Annotated in this window: 19 protein-coding genes and 3 tRNA genes; 15 read left to right on the top strand and 7 right to left on the bottom strand. The window is 36.6% G+C overall.

The window, feature by feature from the left end:
• Positions 1-15 precede the first annotated feature (15 nt).
• Complete coding sequence (locus OW492_RS04215; RefSeq protein ID WP_290038666.1) at positions 16-456, top strand: hotdog fold thioesterase; 441 nt, start codon at positions 16-18, stop codon at positions 454-456.
• 37 nt (positions 457-493) lie between these two features.
• Positions 494-1336, top strand: coding sequence for a S1-like domain-containing RNA-binding protein (locus OW492_RS04210; protein WP_290038663.1), 843 nt, complete (start codon positions 494-496; stop codon positions 1334-1336).
• A gap of 108 nt (positions 1337-1444) precedes the next feature.
• On the opposite strand, the gene OW492_RS04205 is transcribed toward OW492_RS04210, so the two are convergent.
• Together OW492_RS04205 and OW492_RS04200 are read right to left on the bottom strand one after the other, a co-directional pair.
• Positions 1445-3076 carry an FMN-binding glutamate synthase family protein gene (locus OW492_RS04205; RefSeq protein WP_290038661.1) on the bottom strand — a complete coding sequence of 544 codons (1632 nt, stop codon included), beginning with the start codon at positions 3074-3076 and terminating at the stop codon, positions 1445-1447.
• A 19-nt stretch (positions 3077-3095) separates the two neighbouring features.
• Entirely contained in the window at positions 3096-3716 is a 621-nt protein-coding gene (locus tag OW492_RS04200; RefSeq protein ID WP_290038660.1) for a LysE family translocator, read from the bottom strand.
• 326 nt (positions 3717-4042) lie between these two features.
• Between OW492_RS04200 and OW492_RS04195 the strand changes: the two genes are divergently transcribed.
• On the top strand, positions 4043-4675 hold the full coding sequence (locus OW492_RS04195) for a GNAT family N-acetyltransferase (RefSeq protein WP_290038657.1): 633 nt from the start codon (positions 4043-4045) through the stop codon (positions 4673-4675).
• A 93-nt stretch (positions 4676-4768) separates the two neighbouring features.
• On the opposite strand, the gene OW492_RS04190 is transcribed toward OW492_RS04195, so the two are convergent.
• Entirely contained in the window at positions 4769-6214 is a 1446-nt protein-coding gene (locus OW492_RS04190; protein WP_290038655.1) for a M48 family metalloprotease, read from the bottom strand.
• A 412-nt stretch (positions 6215-6626) separates the two neighbouring features.
• On the opposite strand from OW492_RS04190, the gene OW492_RS04185 reads away from it, so the two are divergent.
• The 3 genes from OW492_RS04185 to OW492_RS04175 all read left to right on the top strand — a co-directional run bounded on the left by OW492_RS04185 (position 6627) and on the right by OW492_RS04175 (position 10399).
• Positions 6627-7706: an AI-2E family transporter gene (locus OW492_RS04185; protein ID WP_290038653.1), complete on the top strand. Its 1080-nt coding sequence runs from the start codon at positions 6627-6629 to the stop codon at positions 7704-7706.
• A gap of 134 nt (positions 7707-7840) precedes the next feature.
• Entirely contained in the window at positions 7841-8305 is a 465-nt protein-coding gene (bcp, locus tag OW492_RS04180; RefSeq protein ID WP_290038651.1) for a thioredoxin-dependent thiol peroxidase, read from the top strand.
• 207 nt (positions 8306-8512) lie between these two features.
• Entirely contained in the window at positions 8513-10399 is a 1887-nt protein-coding gene (locus OW492_RS04175) for a methyl-accepting chemotaxis protein (protein ID WP_290038649.1), read from the top strand.
• A 233-nt stretch (positions 10400-10632) separates the two neighbouring features.
• Here OW492_RS04175 and uspE read toward each other — a convergent pair whose 3' ends face one another.
• Together uspE and OW492_RS04165 are read right to left on the bottom strand one after the other, a co-directional pair.
• On the bottom strand, positions 10633-11574 hold the full coding sequence (uspE, locus tag OW492_RS04170) for a universal stress protein UspE (RefSeq protein WP_290038647.1): 942 nt from the start codon (positions 11572-11574) through the stop codon (positions 10633-10635).
• 215 nt (positions 11575-11789) lie between these two features.
• A complete protein-coding gene (locus tag OW492_RS04165) occupies positions 11790-12527 on the bottom strand; it encodes an FNR family transcription factor (protein ID WP_290038645.1) in 738 nt (245 codons plus the stop codon).
• A 322-nt stretch (positions 12528-12849) separates the two neighbouring features.
• Here OW492_RS04165 and OW492_RS04160 point away from each other — a divergent pair, with 322 nt between their 5' ends.
• The 6 genes from OW492_RS04160 (at position 12850) to OW492_RS04135 (ending at position 15752) form a co-directional block, all read left to right on the top strand.
• A complete protein-coding gene (locus tag OW492_RS04160) occupies positions 12850-13077 on the top strand; it encodes a hypothetical protein (protein ID WP_290038644.1) in 228 nt (75 codons plus the stop codon).
• Positions 13078-13627: 550 nt separating this feature from the next.
• On the top strand, positions 13628-14191 hold the full coding sequence (locus OW492_RS04155; RefSeq protein ID WP_290038642.1) for a sigma-70 family RNA polymerase sigma factor: 564 nt from the start codon (positions 13628-13630) through the stop codon (positions 14189-14191).
• On the top strand, positions 14184-14927 hold the full coding sequence (locus OW492_RS04150; RefSeq protein WP_290038640.1) for a DUF3379 family protein: 744 nt from the start codon (positions 14184-14186) through the stop codon (positions 14925-14927). The genes OW492_RS04155 and OW492_RS04150 overlap by 8 nt, the downstream gene beginning before the upstream one ends.
• A 322-nt stretch (positions 14928-15249) precedes the next feature.
• Positions 15250-15325 (top strand) — tRNA-Asn (locus OW492_RS04145).
• Between the two features lie 136 nt (positions 15326-15461).
• Positions 15462-15537 (top strand) — tRNA-Asn (locus OW492_RS04140).
• 66 nt (positions 15538-15603) lie between these two features.
• Positions 15604-15752 (top strand) — tRNA-Asn (locus tag OW492_RS04135).
• 172 nt (positions 15753-15924) lie between these two features.
• Here the strand turns inward: OW492_RS04135 and OW492_RS04130 are convergent.
• Together OW492_RS04130 and OW492_RS17015 are read right to left on the bottom strand one after the other, a co-directional pair.
• On the bottom strand, positions 15925-16113 hold the full coding sequence (locus OW492_RS04130; protein ID WP_290038638.1) for a hypothetical protein: 189 nt from the start codon (positions 16111-16113) through the stop codon (positions 15925-15927).
• Positions 16103-16237 carry an ATP-binding cassette domain-containing protein gene (locus OW492_RS17015; protein ID WP_354669218.1) on the bottom strand — a complete coding sequence of 45 codons (135 nt, stop codon included), beginning with the start codon at positions 16235-16237 and terminating at the stop codon, positions 16103-16105. The genes OW492_RS04130 and OW492_RS17015 overlap by 11 nt, the downstream gene beginning before the upstream one ends.
• Positions 16238-16736: 499 nt before the next feature.
• On the opposite strand from OW492_RS17015, the gene OW492_RS04125 reads away from it, so the two are divergent.
• The 3 genes from OW492_RS04125 to OW492_RS04115 all read left to right on the top strand — a co-directional run bounded on the left by OW492_RS04125 (position 16737) and on the right by OW492_RS04115 (position 20154).
• The gene (locus tag OW492_RS04125; protein WP_290038636.1) at positions 16737-17954 is read left to right on the top strand and encodes an ammonium transporter; all 1218 of its coding nucleotides are present in this window, start codon (positions 16737-16739) and stop codon (positions 17952-17954) included.
• Positions 17955-18146: 192 nt separating this feature from the next.
• Positions 18147-18773 carry a uracil phosphoribosyltransferase gene (gene upp / locus OW492_RS04120; protein ID WP_290038634.1) on the top strand — a complete coding sequence of 209 codons (627 nt, stop codon included), beginning with the start codon at positions 18147-18149 and terminating at the stop codon, positions 18771-18773.
• 115 nt (positions 18774-18888) lie between these two features.
• Positions 18889-20154, top strand: a complete 1266-nt coding sequence (locus OW492_RS04115) for a uracil-xanthine permease family protein (protein ID WP_290038632.1) — start codon at positions 18889-18891, stop codon at positions 20152-20154.
• Positions 20155-20165: the final 11 nt, after the last annotated feature.

Raw genomic sequence — 20165 nt, 5'->3', positions numbered from 1 at the left:
AGGTTAATCAATAAGATGGAAAAAACGGCAGATATTTGGAAAAAAAATACCGATTTATGCCGCTTAAACGCGCTTAGCGACAATACTATCATCGCTTTATTGGGCATTGAATATACGGCAATTGGTGACAATTTTTTGCAGGCAAGTATGCCTGTTGATAGTCGTACTCATCAACCTCATGGTCTATTACATGGTGGGGCATCGGTTGTGCTTGCTGAAACCATTGGTAGTGTTGCTGCTAATTTGGTGGTTGGAGATGATAAGGTTTGTGTTGGCTTAGAAGTCAATGCAAATCACATTCGCAGCGTTAAAAAAGGAGTGGTAACAGGCACCGCAACAGCGGTTCATATTGGTTACAGCACTCAAGTTTGGCAGATAGAAATTTGCAATGAACGCCAACAGTTAGTGTGTACATCACGATTGACTGTAGCGGTGATTGATAAACCAAAACAATAACACCTTCACTGTTGAAGGTTATTTAAAAAGAGAAATTATGATTAAAGTAGGTACTTATAACGAGCTTAAAATCGTTAAAGAAGTAGATTTTGGGTTGTACTTAGATGGTGGCTATGATTATGGCGAAATCCTATTGCCAAAACGCTACATCACAGACGAGATGCGTATTGGACAGAGCGTGTCTGTATTTTTGTATTACGATTCAGAAGATCGTTTAATCGCAACGACGCAACATGCAAAAGCAGTGGCTGGTGAGTTTGCTTCGTTAAAAGTAGTAGATACTAACCGTGCTGGTGCATTTTTAGATTGGGGATTACCTAAAGATCTACTTGTGCCATTTAACCAACAAAAAGTGGCGATGAAAACTGGCTTTGGTTATGTGGTTTATGTTTACCAAGATGATATCAGCGAGCGTTTACTTGCTTCATCGAAACTAGATCGCTTTCTGGATAAAGTACCAGCGACTTACAAAGCAGGTGATAAAGTTGACTTACTGATTGCAGAGCGAACTGATATCGGTTTTAAAGCGATTATTAATCATAAACACTGGGGTGTTATTTTCGAAAATGATGTCTTCGGAGACTTAGGCATTGGTAAGAAATGTAAAGGTTATATTCGTCGTATTCGTGAAGATGGTAAAATCGATTTAAGTTTAACGCAAACAGGTTATGCAAAAATGGATGGTTTAGCTGATCGTATCCTATTAACCTTAAAGCAACACGATGGTTTCCTGCCTTTATCAGATAAGAGCAGCCCGGAGCAAATCGCTAAAATCTTAAAAATGAGCAAAGGTAACTTCAAAAAAGCAATTGGCCAATTATATAAGCAAGGGCATATTGTGATTGAAGATAAAGGCATTACTGTGACTAACAATACCTAGTAAACTCAGATCCATATTTAATACATCTAATATCAATGATATTCGATGTATTTCGTGGAAATAAAAAAGCGCCAATTCAGCTGTGAATTGGCGCTTTTTTGTCGACGCTTATGACGTCGGTAATTTTAATATAAACAGGTCATTTACAAAAAACTGCTCTGCACTGCTCGCTTCCCACCATGCTTGCCAGGGTTCTCCAAGGTCCTTTTTATTAATCAAATCATTAGTATTTAATGGATCTGAAAAACTCGCCATGGAAACCTGACTGCCACAAATAGTGCGTTTTTTGATCATTTGAGTGGTCAATTTAGCTGGGGAATCTAAGCCCATACTGCCAATCAGCTCAAAGAAACTGGCGAGAGTATTATCGTGAAAATTTTTTACTCGGTCACTTTTTACTTGTACATCAAGTGCCTTAGAACGTGCAGGATCTTGTGTTGCAATACCCGTTGGACATTGATTGGTATTACAATGCCTAGATTGAATGCAACCAATCGCCATCATCATGGTTCTCGCTGCGTTTACCAGATCAGCTCCAGCGGCAATTTTGGTTAATAGGTCAAAGCTAGAAGCGGTTTTACCTGAAGCAATAATTTTTATTTTATGGCGTAAACCAACACCATTTAAGGCATTGTTAACAATGCTGATGGCTTCTAAGCACATAAGACCTAAACGGTTTGAAAACTCAACTGGCGCTGCACCTGTTCCACCTTCAGCACCATCGACAGTAATAAAATCGGGAGTGATACCTGTGGCTAACATGGCTTTACAAATACTTAGAAATTCTGCAGGATTACCAACGCATAGTTTAAAGCCAACGGGTTTACCACCACTTAACTCACGTAAACGTTCAACAAACGCCAATAACTCTCTTGGAGTGCTGCACTCTGGGTTAGTTGCAGGAGAGATACAATCTCGATCTTTGGGAATATGTCTTATCTCAGCAATTTCATCGGTAATTTTTGCTTTAGGTAATACACCACCATGCCCAGGTTTGGCACCTTGAGATAGCTTTATTTCAATCATTTTGACGTTTGGTAAGGTGGCTGTTTTTTTAAAACTTTCTGGCTCAAAACGACCATGCTCATCACGACAACCAAATAAACCCGTACCAATTTGCCAAACGAGATCTCCACCATGTTTGAAGTGATATGGGCTAGCGCCACCTTCACCAGTGTTGTGGTAACAGCCTGCTTTCTTTGCTCCTAAGTTCAGTGCTTCGATAGCATTCGCACTTAGTGCTCCAAAACTCATGGCAGATACATTTAAATGGGATGCCGTATAAGGTTGTTTACAGTTACTCTCACCAATCAATACTCTTTGCGTATCTTGGGTCAAATGGACAGGAGCCAAGGAGTGCCACAAGCTTAAATAATTGTTTTCAGCTAGATCTCGTTGTGTGCCAAAGGCAATGGTGTCACGTTGATTTTTAGAACGCTGATAGACAAGTGAGCGTTGCTCTCGATTAAAAGGGGTTTCTTCTGTGTTATTGGCAATGAAGTATTGCTGTATTTCAACTCGATAGGATTCCAGAAAATATCTTAAATAAGCGACCACTGGGTATAGTCGATTTAACGTGTGTGGGCTGTAAAAATAATCGTAAAAGCCAACGATGCTAAAGGTGAAAGATAAAAGTAATAAGAAGAAGGTAAATAGATTAGGAACATAAATTAATAACGCTAATAGAAATATGTTACCAATGGTCGCAATAAACCAAAATGTTTTTTGCATTATTGTCATAGAAAGGCCCTGTTAAAAATTAACTGATCACTAACCAGACAGCTACCAACATCATCATCGAACCAGCAATTCTATTCAATAGTTTTACACTACTTTGTTGCTGTAATAGATGGCGTAATGTTTTGCCGCCCGTTGCATATAACAACATACAGGTTAACTCAAAGCACAGGATAACTGCAATTAACTGAGTTGCTTGAGGTAACAGATTAGAGTCAGGGTTAATAAAAGGCGGTAATAATGAGATCATAAATGCCCAGCCCTTGGGGTTTGCGATGGCGGTAATAAAACCTTGGCTGATTAACGTGCCGCGTTTAACTTCAGCATTATCTACAGGAGTAGCTGGGATTGCCATTTTTCCTCGAGACCGCCACATTTGTATACCGAGATACAGTAGGTAAGCACCACCTGCATATTTAAGTAATAAAAATAGGTTAGGGCGAGCGAGTAATAGCGTTGCTACGCCAATTAATGCAGATAGGGCTACTAATCCAACACCAACGAGTTCTCCAAGCATCATCCAAAGGCTACGGCGAATGCCTATGGTCATGCCCAATGTCATCGCTAATGTCATGCACATGCCAGGCGTGATCGAAACGGCAAAAAAAGTGGGAATAAATAGCAGTAACAGGTTGTTATCCATAGTGGTTCTCATGTTGTTTAGTAGAGATAAATGAAGTTTCATTATAGTGATATATTGATGATAAAATATAGTGTTTATTAAGTTTTATCATTGATTTATATTGCTGTTCTTTTTAAGGTTTAGCAGAACGGTGAGTTAGGTAATAAGTTTTTCTCAAAGTAGAGAGTTCTATCATAAGTTGTGCTTATTTATATATTAAAAGTACTTAATTTATTTAAACTACTTTGGTTTTATTTTAATTGTATTTTTGATGTTAAGTAAACTGTCATTAGCGATTAGGTGTTTCATAGCTGGTGGCGTTTTGTGAATGTTTTGGAGTAAATAGTATGTATGAGTTAATTTCAGAAAATTGGGTTGAGTGGTTTGGTTATGCCGCATCATTAGTGGTGTTGATATCGTTGACAATGAGTTCAATTATAAAATTGCGTTTTATTAACTTTGTAGGTTGTTTGCTATTTGCTGCTTTTGCTTACTTCATCAGCTCTTGGCCGACTATGGTGATGAATCTTGGAATTGCACTGATTAATGTTTATTTCTTATATAAAATTTACTCAACAAAAGAAGAGTTCAAAATTGTTTCTACTTCGATAGATTCTGAGTATTTACGTCATTTCTTAACTAATAATGAAGAAGAAATTACTAAACAATCCTCTTTAGTAGAATTGTACCAAGCAAACCGTGTTTTCTACATGCTGCGTGATGATAATATTGCTGGGTTATTGATTGGTAACCTAGATAAAGAAGGGCGTTTTGAAATATATTTAGATTATGTTGTGCCTAAATATCGTGATTATAAGCTAGGTACTTATTACTTCAAAACACATAAAGAGTTCTTAAAAAATAGAGGTGTACAAGTATTAAAAGCCGTTGCAAACCATTACATGCATCGTCGATATTTAGTAAAAATGGGCTTTGTGCCTAATGCTAATGACGAGTTACACTTTGAAAAACAAATTTAATAGGTTGTGTCATTGATTTATTGATTGTTATACCATCACCTATTTAGATAGATATAAATAGGTGATGGTTTGTTAGACTGTCTATTTTGGCCTTCACTCTTGTAACTTTTTTAACCGCAAATCTCCGCGTTTATATTCTTCTATTTTTGCACTATATCTAGCTTGGTCTAATTTTTTATCGGTGTAAGCTAAGGCACTTCCCATCTGTTCAGAGGCTTCTTTAAAGCGGCCTAACAAGGCCAGATATTCGGCTTTTGTTGCAAATTCTTTCGCTTTTTCTTTTGTCTCTTTATACAAATCTATTGCCACTAGGTGTGCTAAAACATGATCAGGATGATTACGAATGAAATAAGATAACTTCTTATCTGCTAAGGCATATTGTTTATCTTTTTTCAGTGCAATGACCAAATTTAGTGTGCTGACCGCATTACTGGTATAGCGTTTTTCATAATCGGTTAAACGTGTAATTGCTTGTTCATTTTTATTTGTAGAGAGTGAAATATCGGTGGCTAAATCAATGTAAAACAGGTTATCAGGTGCTTCATCTAATAGCTGATTATTTAGTTTTTCAGCCAAATCTAGTTGTTGGTTTTTAAAAAATGCTAATGCTAGACCATATTGAGCCGCTGCTTTTACTTGGTAACTTTTATTACTCAATTCACTTTTATAACGACTAATTAATGAAGCTGCATTACCTGAATTAAAACGCACTATGATACGTACTTTACTTAATTGATAATCAAGGCTCTTTTTAATATGTTTATTGATGAGTTGACTTGCGCGTAGTCTTGCTTCTGCAAGGCGAGTTTCAGGCAATGGGTGGGTCAGTAACATTTGTGGCTGTGATGACGCATATTTATATTTATTCGCTAACTTGCCAAAAAAGTCTGCCATACCATAAGGGTTATAACCTGCTTGAGCTAATGTTTGAATGCCGATTCGATCAGCCTCGTATTCATTAGCACGTGTATAATTTATTTGATTTTGTATATTAATAGCAAAGGTCGATGTTAATGCAGCAAAACCTGCCGCTGGGGCAATAATCGCTAATAGGACAGAACCGGCTAATGCCGCCATAGAAGCCGGATTACTGAGCGCTTGCTTTTCTAGCATACGGGCTAGATGACGCTGGGTAATATGCGCAACTTCGTGGGCAATTACACTGGCTAATTCACTTTCTGTGTCAGCGTAAATAAATAAACCGGTGTTAATTTTAATATTTCCCCCTAAAAAAGCAGCAGCATTGATTTCATCATCTTCCACTAGAAAAAATTCGAAGGGTAATTTCACTGAGTCTGCATGACTAACAATGTTCTCTCCTAGCTTGGTGAGGTAGTTATTTAAGACGGGATCTCGAACAACCGGTAGAGATTGTTGAGCCATCATTTTAAATGCCCAGCCGTATTCTTTTTCTTTTTGGATTGTTAAAACACCTGCACCTGCAGTACCTATTTCTGGTAAGTCATCATTGGCCAAGCTAGTTGTGGCAATGGTGGATAACAATAAACATGCTGTTAATTTTTTTAATTGGTAAAGCATATATGCTCCGGTTTAAATTAGGCAACACTCGGTTCGGCTATTTATTCAATTACATTGTTTATTGCTAACCGTAAATAGCGCTTATTTGATGGTCTCGAATGCTATATTAAATCTATTCAATATAAACGAGTTATCTTTATGTCATATTTCAAAGTCTAATAAGTTGGCTATAAAGAAAAAACTATTGCTATCATTATCAGCACACTACATTATTGAGCTAAGTTAATCAGTAATCTTCAGATATTTTACTCTGTTTGTGTTTAGCAAATTAATTGAATGTATTAAGTTAAAAGATGACTATTTAAAGCCAGACTTTTAACAGAGTATGACCAGTGCTGATATAAATTGTTATATAACCATTTAGGTTATAAATAAAATAACATATTCGACCCCATATAAGGATGAATCTTGAATGTTTATGCAACTATTTCAATGGTATAAGACACGCTTTTCAGACCCTAATTTAAGTGTTTTGTTCCTGTTACTATTGTTTTCTTTTACCGTTATCTATCTTTTTGGCAATATTTTAACGCCTTTGTTTGTAGCTATTATATTGGCATACCTATTGGATTGGCCCGTCACTTACCTAATGCGTTTTAAAATAAATAGAACATTCGCTACTCTAATTGTAATGGTGTTATTTATCTCCATTTCCATCTTTGCCTTTCTAGGTGTATTACCAACCATCTTTAAGCAAGCGGCTTCATTCATACATGATTTACCGACTATGTTAAATCAAGGTCAAACCTACATTCTAACCTTGCCTGCTCATTACCCGGAAGCGGTTGACCCAGAAACGATTAAGCATTTGATTGGTACTATAAAAAGTTACTTAGTAGATAGTGGTGGTTTCTTACTGTCTCAATCTTTTGCTTCGTTATTGAATATTGCAGCACTGTTAGTTTATGCGATTTTAGTGCCTTTAATGATGGTGTTCATGCTAAAAGATAAAAACGAATTAATTGCCAGTATGGTCAAGTTTTTACCAGATAACCGAAAGCTTGCGGCACAAGTATGGTCTGAAATGAATGGTCAAATAATGAATTATATCCGCGGGAAAATTACTGAAATAGTGATTGTCGGTGTAGCGACCTATTTTACCTTTTTCTTTATGGACTTGCGTTACTCGGCATTACTTGCGTTATTAGTTGGGTTGTCTGTGCTTATTCCTTATATTGGTGCTGCTGCAGTAACGGTACCAGTGGCACTTGTTGCGTTATTTCAATGGGGAATGTCGCCGGAGTTTGCATATTTGATGATTGCCTACGGCATCATACAAGCATTAGATGGTAATTTAATTGTTCCTATTTTGTTTTCAGAGGCAGTTAATTTACATCCAGTGGTTATTATAATCTCAGTGTTAATTTTTGGAGGTTTATGGGGTTTTTGGGGGGTGTTTTTTGCAATACCTTTGGCCACATTAGTCAAAGCGGTACTCAATGCGTGGCCATCAGTACAAATGGAGAACAATGAAATAGAATCTATTGATTAATAAGCTTGTTTTATTGGATATTTTACAATTTTATTAAAATAATAGGTAAAGAAGTCGTTTCTTCTGCCGATAAGGTCGAAAGAAATGACAAGTATTAATAATATGTCTAATTTTAACTAACGGGAATAAACTTTATGTTAGAAGTCGGTAGCTTAGCGCCAAATTTCACTTTACCTGATCAAGATAATAACGAGGTTACTTTGAGTGACTACTTAGGTAAAAAAGTATTAGTTTACTTTTATCCAAGGGCATCTACTCCAGGCTGTACAACTCAAGCCTGTGCATTGCGTGATAGTAAAGCAGAGCTAGCTGATTTGAATGTGGTGGTATTGGGTATTAGCCCTGACACGCCTAAAAAATTAACCAATTTTATTAATAAACAATCTTTGAACTTCACTCTACTAGGTGATGAAGATCATAGTGTTTGTGAAAGCTTTGGTGTGTGGCAATTAAAAAAATTCATGGGGAGAGAAAATATGGGGGTAGTAAGGACCTCTTTCTTAATCGATGAACAAGGCAAGCTACAACATATCTTTAATAAGTTTAAAACAAAAGATCATCACGAAGTGGTGTTGAACTACTTAAACGAACAAGCGTAACACATTACTAAACTGTTCCCTTTTAATGTCATGTATTTCATTGTGTGTATGACAGTAAGAGCGGAGCAGTTATTTGTACTTAACCCCTTATTATTTTAACTATCTAGCCGCGATTCCATTGTTATTAAAACGTAAAATTCGACAAGATAATTGTATTACTCCTTTTCATTACTGAGATGAAAGTAGTTTACCAAGGAAGCATAAACCATGACCGCAAAGACAAAAATATTATTACTGATAGGCCTGCTATTAACGCTTACTATATCAGCCATCTCAGGTGTTGGATATTTTAATTTTAGAACAGAGTCTATTGAAAATAACAATACAAGAATGGATATTCAAACAGCATTGATTTCTAAAGCAATTGAACAAAAAATGGAACGTTATTTTGATGCGCTTAATATCTTATCTGTGAACCTTGAAATGGATGAAAGTGGGTTAAAAAGTGTGACACAAGCGGTCGATGCCTTAGCTGCTGTAGCGAGTAATCTTGATGTGTTAGATGTTTTTATTGCTGACAAAGAAGGTCGCAGTTATTCAAATGGTAAAGGCGGTTTAATTGAAAACTTTAATGCAAAAACTCAACAAAGAGAGTGGTTTGTTAGGATATTTAACAATGAAAATAGAATTATCACAAAACCTTACCAAAGCGTAACAGGCAATGTTGTCATGTCATTGGCAATACCTGTTCAACGAAATGGACGTATTCAAGGAGCTGTTGGTTTAAATATTAGTGTTAAACAATTAAGCGAATTTGTGCATATATTAGACCCAGATAACCATGTGTTTGTAAGTCGTGAAGACGGTTATTTATTAGCAGCTAAAAATAATACTTTAGTAGGTAAAAACTTATACCAAGAAAGGCCGTCTTATAGAGCGTATCAAACAGCTGATACTAGCCACCATAATTACTTTTTAGATGGTGAAGAATACACTGTATCAGGCATTCGTATTGATGGATTGAACTGGAATGTATGGACATGGACGGCATGGGATGACATTACAGAAGCTTCTAATGATGACTTACAATCAACTTTATTGATTGCTTTGGCTTTTATCGTTATTTCTTTATACCTGATCTATTTGATCATCATCAACGTTATGTATCGTCCTGTGGGCGGAGAGCCTGCGGATATTGAAAAAATAGTCGCGAGTATTGCACAAGGCAAACTGAATTCTGTTGTCCCAGCAACAGGTCAAGAGACAGGGATCTATCGTGCTATTTTAACCATGGTTGATAGTTTAAAAGATATTATTGAACATATTAATGTCTCTAGTAGCCAGTTAAATAGTGCTTCTGCACAGATGTCTGATTCTGCTTCAAGTGTTAATCGTAGTTCTGAAACTCAGATGATGGAGTTAGAGCAAACATCAACAGCAATGAATGAGATGGCAGTGACTGTCGATGAAGTTGCCCGTAATGCATTAAGTGCGTCAGCGGCTGCAGACGAAGCCAATAACCAATCAAATAAAGGGATTGAAGTGGTTAATGGTATGAATTCAGATATTTCGACACTGGTTGAAGGGGTTACTGGTGTACAACAAGTGATGAATAAGTTAGAAGGTGAAATCGATAATATTGGCAGTATCATTGAAGTTATTCGCGCTATTTCTGAGCAGACTAACTTACTGGCACTGAACGCGGCAATTGAAGCGGCAAGAGCCGGAGAACAAGGTCGTGGTTTTGCGGTTGTAGCCGATGAAGTTCGTAGCTTAGCAAATAGAACACAAGAAAGTACGACTGAAATTCAAACCATGATTAATAGTTTACAGACTGAGTCTAAAAACTCTGTTGAATTGATGCAGGTGAATGTAAATAATGCACAATCAACGGCAACTAAATCTCAACAAGCGAATCAAGCATTGGAAGAGATACGTCATTCTGTTTCTATCATTCAAGATATGAACAACCAGATTGCCACTTCAGCTGAAGAGCAAACGTTAGTGGCTGGCGAGATTAATCAAAGTATCGTAGGTATTAATGATATGGCAAAAATGACGTTTGATAGTTCTGCAAATAATGCTAAACGTGCGGACGAATTATTAGAGATTGCTAATGCACTAAGTAAGTCAGTAGAAGTGTTTAAACTGTAATAACAACTATATACATTAAATAGGCTCTTTTTTGTTAACAGAGCCTATTTCTTTATTATAAGTTGCTAAATGAACAACTATTAAAAATTAACTTTTGTCGCTAACTCTCCGACATACGAATAACCAAGTTAATCTTCTAAATGCTTAACTTGCACCTTAAATTAAGTCATTTTTCCTATGCAAAATTTAGCTCACTTATTTAATGTAATTGGTGTTATCAAATAGTATTAAGATTATTCATCTATTTTAATAGGGCTAATAAACCCTTTTGGTTTTAGAGCCAATAAATCACTGTCTAACTTATCAATAACTTGTTCTGCGGTATGTCCTAATAATGTTAAGCCTAAACCAGATCGACCAACAGTACCTAAAATGACTAACTCTGCTTTAATCTCTTGAGCAACGTCACTGATCACATCCTCAGGTAACCCCTGTTCAAGATGAATATTTCCAGGGTCAATCTGGTATTTATTCGCATAGTCATTGAGTGTTTTCTGGTGGAACTTTTTCAACCCATCTTCATAATGGATGGGATCAAACTCAGGTAACTCCATCATTATATTCATGGGAGGGCTTGGGTAAGCATTTACTACGTGAATATTAGACTTTATCATTTGTGCAATATCACTGGCTTCAGTCAGAATGGCTTCATTCAAACTGTGGTGCGTTTCATCTTCGACACTTTTGCAATCAATTGCACAAAGAATATTACCGTTCTCTGGCCACGATTTTGCTTTTACCAACAATAATGGAATAGGGCATTTACGTAATAAGTTCCAGTCTGTAGGTGTAAATAATATTGCGCTGAGACGTGAATGCGGGTGTGTTGATTTAATTAATAAATCATATCCTTCTCTTAAGATGAGTTGAATCGCAGCTTGAAAAGGACGGTTATGCCAGTGTACCTGACAGCCAATGGCAAAGCCTTCTACACGATATGGTTCGGCGAGAGTATCTAACCACTCTTGATTTTCTTTAATGACCAACGATTGCATTACTTGACGCTCTTCAGCAGAGCTTAGGGAAGTCATTTCATAAGTTAAGTCATAACAGGAGAGAAATAGCGTAATTTTAGTGCTTTTGTTTTTTTGAGCTATTTCAATTGCTCTTTGTAGCGCGGGTTGTTGTTCTTTTGTTGGATCGATATAAACTAAAATATTATTATATTTAAGCATGTTAGCCTCCAATTTTTAGAAATCACTAGCATATAATCTAGAATAAATGTCGCTAAATAGGTAGTGATACCAATCACACTAACTTAAGTGGTTAATTTTATTGTTTAATATAAAGCATTTTCCTGTACTTAATGCCTACTAGATCGTCAATGTATTGGTAATGGAAATAACCAGAAGTAGTTATTAACCTTCTGGTTAACTCAGTATTTAAAAAATTATGATGTAGAGCCAGCTAGTTCAGAAAGCTGTGCATTATCTAATACTGTAATATATTTACCTTTTACTGCAATCATGCCACTTTTTTGGAATCGGCCTAATAATCGACTGATTGTTTCAACGGTTAATCCTAGGTAATTACCGATATCACCACGTGTCATTGAGAGTCTGAATTCTTTTGGTGAAAAACCGCGTGCAGCATAACGTACAGAAAGGTTATTGATAAAAGAAGCTAATCTCTCTTCTGCATTCTTTTTAGACAATAACAGTATCATGCTTTGATCTTCTACTATTTCATTACTCATTAAGCGTAATATCTGTTGTCTTAGCTTCGGCATTGATGTTGATAAACTATCAAGCGTGTCATAAGGAATTTCGCAGATCATAGCTGTTTCTAAAGCTTGTGCAAAGCTTGGGTGATGCCCTGAGCCGATTCCATCAAATCCTACTAAGTCGCCTGCTAGATGAAAGGCTGTAATCTGTTCATCGCCTTGCTCTGTAATAGTATAAGATTTTAATGTACCAGAGCGAATGGCATAGAGGCATTTCATTGGTTCACCAGCTTTAAAAATCTCATTCCCTTTTTGGATAGGCTTTTTACGTTCAATAATAGTATCTAAACGTTCTAATTCAGTTTCGTTGAGGGAGTAAGGGATACATAACTGGCTAATACTACAATCTTGACAATGAATTGCACAAGCTCCGATTTGTACACGACTCACATTACTTTTATCCATATTCAACTCTTAGTTAGTATTGATTTACATTAATACTAGCACCTTCTACAGTACCTTTAAAATGGTTAATAGAAAAGTTGTTATCGAGATGGGAGTTTATAAAGAATTCAGCACAAAAAGACGCTTTATATGTTCAGACTTCGCATTATTCACTGATGATGACTTGCTTTAATGAGCAAGCGGGCTGGTTAAGGCTATTTAATAAATAAGCTTAGAGCATTAATAATAAAATGACTTAATGAATTGTTAGTAACGCTCCTTTCGCTGTTATTATACTGAGCGAAATATCATTATATTGAATGAAAAATATTAAGGGATACTAATGCTTACACCAAACAGGTTAATTCAATTGTTAATTATGCTTACCTTGTTAATAGGATTATTTGTTTGGAGGACGATTAGTTTTGAAGAGATGAATCAAGATCAAAATAAGCTTGAGGTTACTTTAAATCCTTATTCAAATATATGTGACTTGACAGAACCTTGTATTTATCAATCCTCTGTTGGCGACTTTATTTTTGACTATCTAGAAGGGGGAAATTGTGCCTGAAGAGTGGTATCAACTAACTTTACATAGCCACAATAAAGATTGGTTAGTCAGTAACGTTCAATGAGTAAGTGAGCGAGGATTTACTGATAAAATCCCGATTGAACCAGTACTTGAAGAACATGGAAAAGTAAACGATATTACTATTTATAAAGCAAGGTGGGAGCCTGCGCTGAAAAAATATGTTAATGCAGTTACAGATAGACTTATTAGTCAATGGTGAACAAGTGCGAGTTGATTATACATTTGTAATGTCTAATTAAGCTTCATTGATAGCCGAGAGTTGATAGTTTTCCCTTTGTATAGGAACCAATACAAAATAATGTGTTCAAATTACCTATTATCAATCATGTAGTGAGTTATAAATTAAGTTTTCATAGGTTTAAAACGACTTCTGTTTGCCTACTTCCTCGAACTATTCAATAATAGAGTATAATCTTTTGTTAAGTACTATTTGTATTGTTAAAACAACCCCCTTCATCAATATAGCAATAAGCTAAATATCAGATATCCACTTGTGAGTTAGGGGTAGGGTAAGTATTAAAGGAAAATAATGAATTTTTTTAAATCTAAACGAAATAAAAGTTCTGCATCCTCGGTCATTAAGGATATGAATAGAAAACAGAAACGATATGAATCATTAGTTAATGTTTATAGCGCAGATTTATATCGCTACGCATTATGGGTTTGCCGTGATTCTGAGGTAGCTCAGGATTTAGTGCAAGAAACTTGCTTACGTGCATGGAAAAGCATCGATAGTTTGCTTGATGATAAATCAGCGAAAGCTTGGTTGTTTACGATATTAAGACGTGAGAATGCAAGACGCTTCGAGCGTAAGCAGTTGTCGTTAGTTGATATCGATGATTATGAGGTCGCAGCAGAAGAAGATACAAGTCCATATGACAAAGAACTGATTCAACAAAAAATAGCCGCTTTACCAGCAGACTATAAAGAACCTTTGTTATTACAGTTAATAGCTGGTTTTACAGCTGAGGAAATAGCGGTTCAATTAGATTTAAATAAAAATACCGTGTTAACACGGTTATTTAGAGCCAAAAACCTACTTAAAACTAATTTAAAAGTAGAAATTAATAATACCGGAGAAGCGCATGGATGATATTTTATTTCGTCATACAGCGATAGCAACACCTAACGATAAATCAGAAGAATTCTTAGAGAGAGCTATGTCTTCTGATTCATCAAAAAAATTAGTCGATGATGGCAAAGCATTCGATAAGTTATTAAAAGATAGTTTAAAGGTTGATGTACCAGATGATTTGGCTGATAAAATCATGTTAGAGCAAAGTTTTGCGTTAGAGCGTGATAAAAATATTAGTGCTCGATGGCATATCGCTATTGCTGCTTCTGTGGCTTTTGTTATCGGCTTAAGTATACCGCTTATACAAAAAACGGTTACCCCACCTGTAGAAGTTGCAGCCGTTGAGCAAGCCCCTGAAAGTATAGGCAATGTTGCGTTAGAGATGGTTAAAAACGAATACTTTTTAACAGCTAAGGCTAATGAGAATGCAAGCTTACAAGCGGTGAATGCCAAACTCGCAGTGTATGGTGGGCAAGCTAAAGAGGGCTTAGGTGAAATCATGTTTGTAAACTACTGTAGTTTTAAAGGGACTTCAGCATTACATATGATACTAAAAGGTGAAAAAGGTCGCGTTACTGTCTTTGTAGTGCCAGAAAAAGGTAAGTTCACACCTGCCGCCGAGTTTAGTAATGAACACTTGAAAGGTATGTCTGAAAAAATGGGGAAAGCCAATATCGTGATTGTTGGTGAGCCAGATGAGCCACTTGAAATGATGCAAGAAAAACTCCACGACAGCATTAAGTGGGATATTTAATCTGATTGATATTGCACAATAAAAAAGCAGGTTAGGTAATATTTGTGATTGGTTGTTTGATTTATCAGCAACCAATTTTTTTATCCTCCTTTTTTGTTGACATGATTAACTGCAAAAAATATACTGCGCCCGTCTTTAAGATGACTCAAACAAAATATTGTTTAGTTATCCTTTCATTTATTAAATGAATTGATATGATAAAGGGCTAGATAATACCTTTTAGTTATAAAGATTAAAAATTGAAATTCCTCTTTAGCTCAGTTGGTAGAGCGATAGAGACACTGTTAATTCATTTAAGATTAATCAGTGGAAAAACTACAACTCCTCTTTAGCTCAGTTGGTAGAGCAACGGACTGTTAATCCGTGTGTCGCTGGTTCAAGCCCAGCAAGAGGAGCCACATTTAGTTAAACTTGAATATTTTGAGTTTAACAAGTCTAAGGACTTTAAAAGTTACAATCCTCTTTAGCTCAGTTGATAGAGCGATAGAGACACTGTTAATTCATTTAAGATTAATCAGTGGAAAAAACTACAATTCCTCTTTAGCTCAGTTGGTAGAGCAACGGACTGTTAATCCGTGTGTCGCTGGTTCAAGCCCAGCAAGAGGAGCCATATTAAAAAAGCCTGAACGTGATGTTCAGGCTTTTTTTTTGGAAAATTTTTAGTGTTAAATTTTATTCCTCTTTAGCTTAGTTGGTAGAGCCATTTGAGCACTGTTATTGGGTTGTAATAAGCATCGCTTGGTTGAAGATTATGAATGGTGTCGAAATCAATACAACGGACTGTTAATCCGTGTGTCGCTGGTTCAAGCCCAGCAAGAGGAGCCACATTAAAAAAGCCTGAACACTCTCTATGTTAAGTGCTTGTTCAGGCTTTTTTTTTTGGAAATTTTTAGTGTTAAATTTTATTCCTCTTTAGCTTAGTTGGTAGAGCCATTTGAGTACTGTTATTGGGTTGTAATAAGCATCGCTTGGTTGAAGACTATGAATGGTGTCGAAATCAATACAACGGACTGTTAATAGAGTCAATATCTGATAACGTTCGTTTCCAGCCTGTTGCTCTAGGTATTAAGTCTATTTCAACCATTTCAAATACTGTCAAAGCAAACTCTGCTCCTATATCTTGTAATACAGTGGCAATATGTTGAGCACACAGGCGTCCTGATAATGACCAAATATTATTGGCCATCGAGTAATACTTCGCCATGTGTCGGTTTATTTACTCTATACAAGCAGCGTAATAAGCTGGTTTTTCCTGCGCCATTGGGATCAACAACAGCAGCAAACTCACCTGCTTTTAGATCAAGGCTAATGGGTTTAAGTCGCTGTTTGTTGCGGTAAGGTGACCAAGTTAATGCATTTAACTCTAAGGAAGCGGGTTGGCAATATGAAAGTAAGGTAAGGAAAGCGCATTAATATACGTACTTTTATTTGTATCAAGATCCAATGTTAGCCAACCTAGTTATCTATTAAATCAGTAAAATGTTGTAATGTAACATTTGCATTGAGAACTCCATCTATTTTGAAACTAACTATTGATAAATATTGAAAGTTATTGGATTAATTACACCTCCTGATGCTTTTCTTTATTGGCGTACAAAAATAATTACTCTCTATTTATTGTGATTTAAATTAACTAAATATCTTGTTTTTATAAAGTCAGATCGTCTCTAAATTATTAGCTGGGATTTTTTCGCCTAATCTTGATTTGATATCAAAAAAAATACAGAAAAGAGGATAAAGTAATTGTTAACTAAAGCATTTATCGGGTAAGGTTCGCTTCAATTTTTTAAGGATGTTAAAGAGGAAGAGATGGACTTAGTACAAAATCATGTCACAGCACTAATTAACAGTGCGGATACCTTATTTATTTTATTAGGCGCGATCATGGTATTTGCCATGCATGCAGGCTTTGCTTTTTTAGAAGTCGGCACGGTACGCCATAAAAACCAAGTGAATGCTTTGGTTAAAATTATGTCTGACTTTGGTGTCTCTGCATTGGTTTATTTTTTCTTCGGTTATTGGTTAGCTTATGGCGTTACTTTTTTCGATAGTGCCGCTGTGTTAGCGGAAAATAATGGCTATCAATTAGTTAAATTCTTCTTCTTAATGACTTTTGCTGCGGCGATCCCTGCAATTATTTCTGGTGGTGTTGCTGAAAGAGCAAAGTTTAATCCAATGCTCATTGCAGCGGCTTTATGTGTTGGCCTTGTATATCCATTGTTTGAAGGAATTATTTGGAATGGTAATTACGGCTTTCAAGATTGGTTAACGGCTAATTTTGGTGCTGCTTTCCATGATTTTGCTGGCTCAATAGTTGTACATGGCGTAGGTGGGTGGATTGCTTTTGCCGCTATTATTGTTTTAGGTAGCCGAAATGGACGTTACCGCCAAGGTAAAGTGATTGCATTTGCTCCGTCAAATATCCCGTTGTTAGCATTAGGTGCTTGGATTTTATCTATTGGCTGGTTTGGTTTTAATGTCATGTCTGCCCAGGCTATTGAGGGTATTAGCGGATTGGTTGCGATGAACTCTTTGATGGCGATGGTAGGCGGTATTATCAGTTCTTTATTGATTGGCAAAAAAGACCCAGGCTTTATCCATAATGGTCCGTTAGCTGGTTTAGTGGCTGTTTGTGCAGGTTCAGATCTTATGCATCCGATTGGTGCTCTGATGACAGGTTTAGTTGCTGGTGGATTATTTGTTTGGCTGTTTACTTATGTGCAAAATAAATTCTCTCATTTTGATGATGTATTAGGTGTGTGGCCTTTGCATGGTGTCTGTGGTCTATGGGGTGGGATTGCTGCAGGTATCTTTGGTTTAGAAAGCTTTGGTGGCTTAGGCGGTGTTACTTTTATGAGCCAATTAATTGGTTCACTTGCTGGTATTGTATTTGCTGTTATTGGCGGCTTTGTTGTTTATAAGGTCGTCAATGCGATTACACCAATTCGCTTAGATGAAGAAGATGAGTTCAAGGGAGCTGATATAGCAATTCATAAAATAGGCGCCACTAATTTAAATAATAACTAGATAAACTTTGTTATTAATAATTATTTAAATCAACAGGCTAGAGGGAAACCTTTAGCCTTTTTTGTTTTAAAAATTGACTAAATTTAACAAAAAGATCTAATTTCAATTTATAATGATGTAGCACATACATTGATATATTTTATCTTGCTAAGATCGGTCGATTTTAACATTTTATTCATTTGGAGACACAGCATGAAAGTCATTGAAGTAAAACATCCACTTATCCAGCATAAGTTAGGTTTATTACGCGAAGCTAATATTAGTACTAAACGTTTTCGTGAATTAGCACGTGAAGTGTCAAGCTTATTAACCTATGAGGCGACTAATGACTTATCATTAGAAACTGTGAAAATTCAAGGTTGGGAAGGTGAGATAGAAATACAGCAAATTGAAGGTAAAAAGGTAACAGTTGTGCCTATTTTGCGTGCAGGTTTAGGTATGATGGATGGTGTGCTTGATTATATTCCAAGTGCAAAAGTCAGTGTAGTAGGAATTTACCGTGACGAAGAAACACTAGAGCCAGTGCCATATTTCCAAAAGTTAGTAAGCCAAATCGATCAACGTATGGCATTAGTGGTTGACCCAATGTTAGCGACTGGTGGCTCAATGATTTCAACCCTTGATTTGATTAAAGAAAGTGGCTGTACAAACATTAAAGTACTGATCTTAGTGGCAGCGCCTGAAGGCTTAAAAGCACTAGAGGCAGCACATCCAGATATTGAAGTTTACACCGCATCAATTGATTCTCATTTGAATGAGCATGGTTACATCGTTCCTGGTTTAGGCGATGCTGGCGATAAAATCTTTGGTACTAAGTAACGCCATCAAAGCATAACTTAACAACATCATATTTTATGAATAAATCGACTTACTTTACCTCAGTAAAATAAGTCGATTTATCTATTTCATTCGTTTTTAGTAAAGGGAATTTATTATGTCAGATAGTCTTTCCTCTGACTCAGCTGAGCTAGATAGCACAGCTAACCTAACATTATTTCAGCAAGCACTTGCCGGCTCTCAAATGTTATTCGTTGCTTTTGGTGCATTGGTATTAATGCCTTTGATTACTGGTTTAGATCCAAATGTAGCGTTATTCACTGCCGGTATTGGTACATTATTGTTCCATTTTGTCACCAAAGGACAAGTACCGATTTTCCTCGCATCTAGCTTTGCGTTTATCGCTCCTATTGCCTATGGCGTTCAAACGTGGGGTATCGCATCAACTATGTCTGGTTTGTTTGCCGCTGGTGTGGTGTATATGTTGATGTCTTATGCAGTGAAGTTAAAAGGCGTCGGTTTTATTCATCGTTTATTACCACCTGTAGTAGTTGGCCCTGTGATCATGGTGATTGGCCTGGGGTTAGCGCCTGTTGCCGTCAATATGGCGTTAGGTAAAACCGGGGATGCAAGTGCGGTATTGATGGATCAAAATACTGCGATGATCATCTCTTTCTCTGCATTGGTGACCACTTTATTAGTGTCAACATTAGCTAAGGGCATCTTCAAACTAGTACCAATATTTTGTGGTGTATTAGTGGGCTATATTCTTGCTTTTTTGTTTGGTGTTGTAGATTTTAGTGCCATCAGTAACGCTGCTTGGTTAAGTGTGCCTAAGTTTGTTGCACCTGAGTGGAATTGGCATGCGGTATTATTCATGATACCTGTTGCTATTGCCCCAGCCGTTGAACATGTAGGGGATATTTTAGCGATCAGTAATGTTACCGGGAAAGATTACCTGAAAAAGCCAGGCTTACACCGCACTTTACTAGGGGACGGTATTGCAACTAGTGCTGCTTCATTATTTGGTGGACCGCCTAATACGACTTATTCAGAAGTAACCGGTGCAGTGATGCTAACGCGTAATTTTAACCCTAAAATCATGTGGTGGGCTGCTATTATTGCTATTTTATTGGCATTTGTAGGTAAATTCGGAGCTGTATTGCAAACTATTCCTGGTGCAGTAATGGGCGGTATCATGATGCTGTTATTTGGTACTATTGCTTCGGTAGGCCTGAATACCATGATTCGCCATCGTGTTGATTTATCACAACCACGTAACATGTGTATTGTTTCCGTTACCTTAGTGTTTGGTATCGGTGGTATGGCATTAGGTATTGGCTCATTTAGCTTACAGGGTGTAAGTTTGTGCGGTATTGTTGCTATTCTACTGAACCTATTTTTACCGCGTCATCGTCTATAAGTTTTGATTAA

Origin of the sequence: Psychromonas sp. 14N.309.X.WAT.B.A12 (genome assembly GCF_030397575.1) — a bacterium.
Taxonomy (GTDB): domain Bacteria; phylum Pseudomonadota; class Gammaproteobacteria; order Enterobacterales; family Psychromonadaceae; genus Psychromonas.
This window is presented reverse-complemented; position numbering and strand designations above follow the sequence as displayed.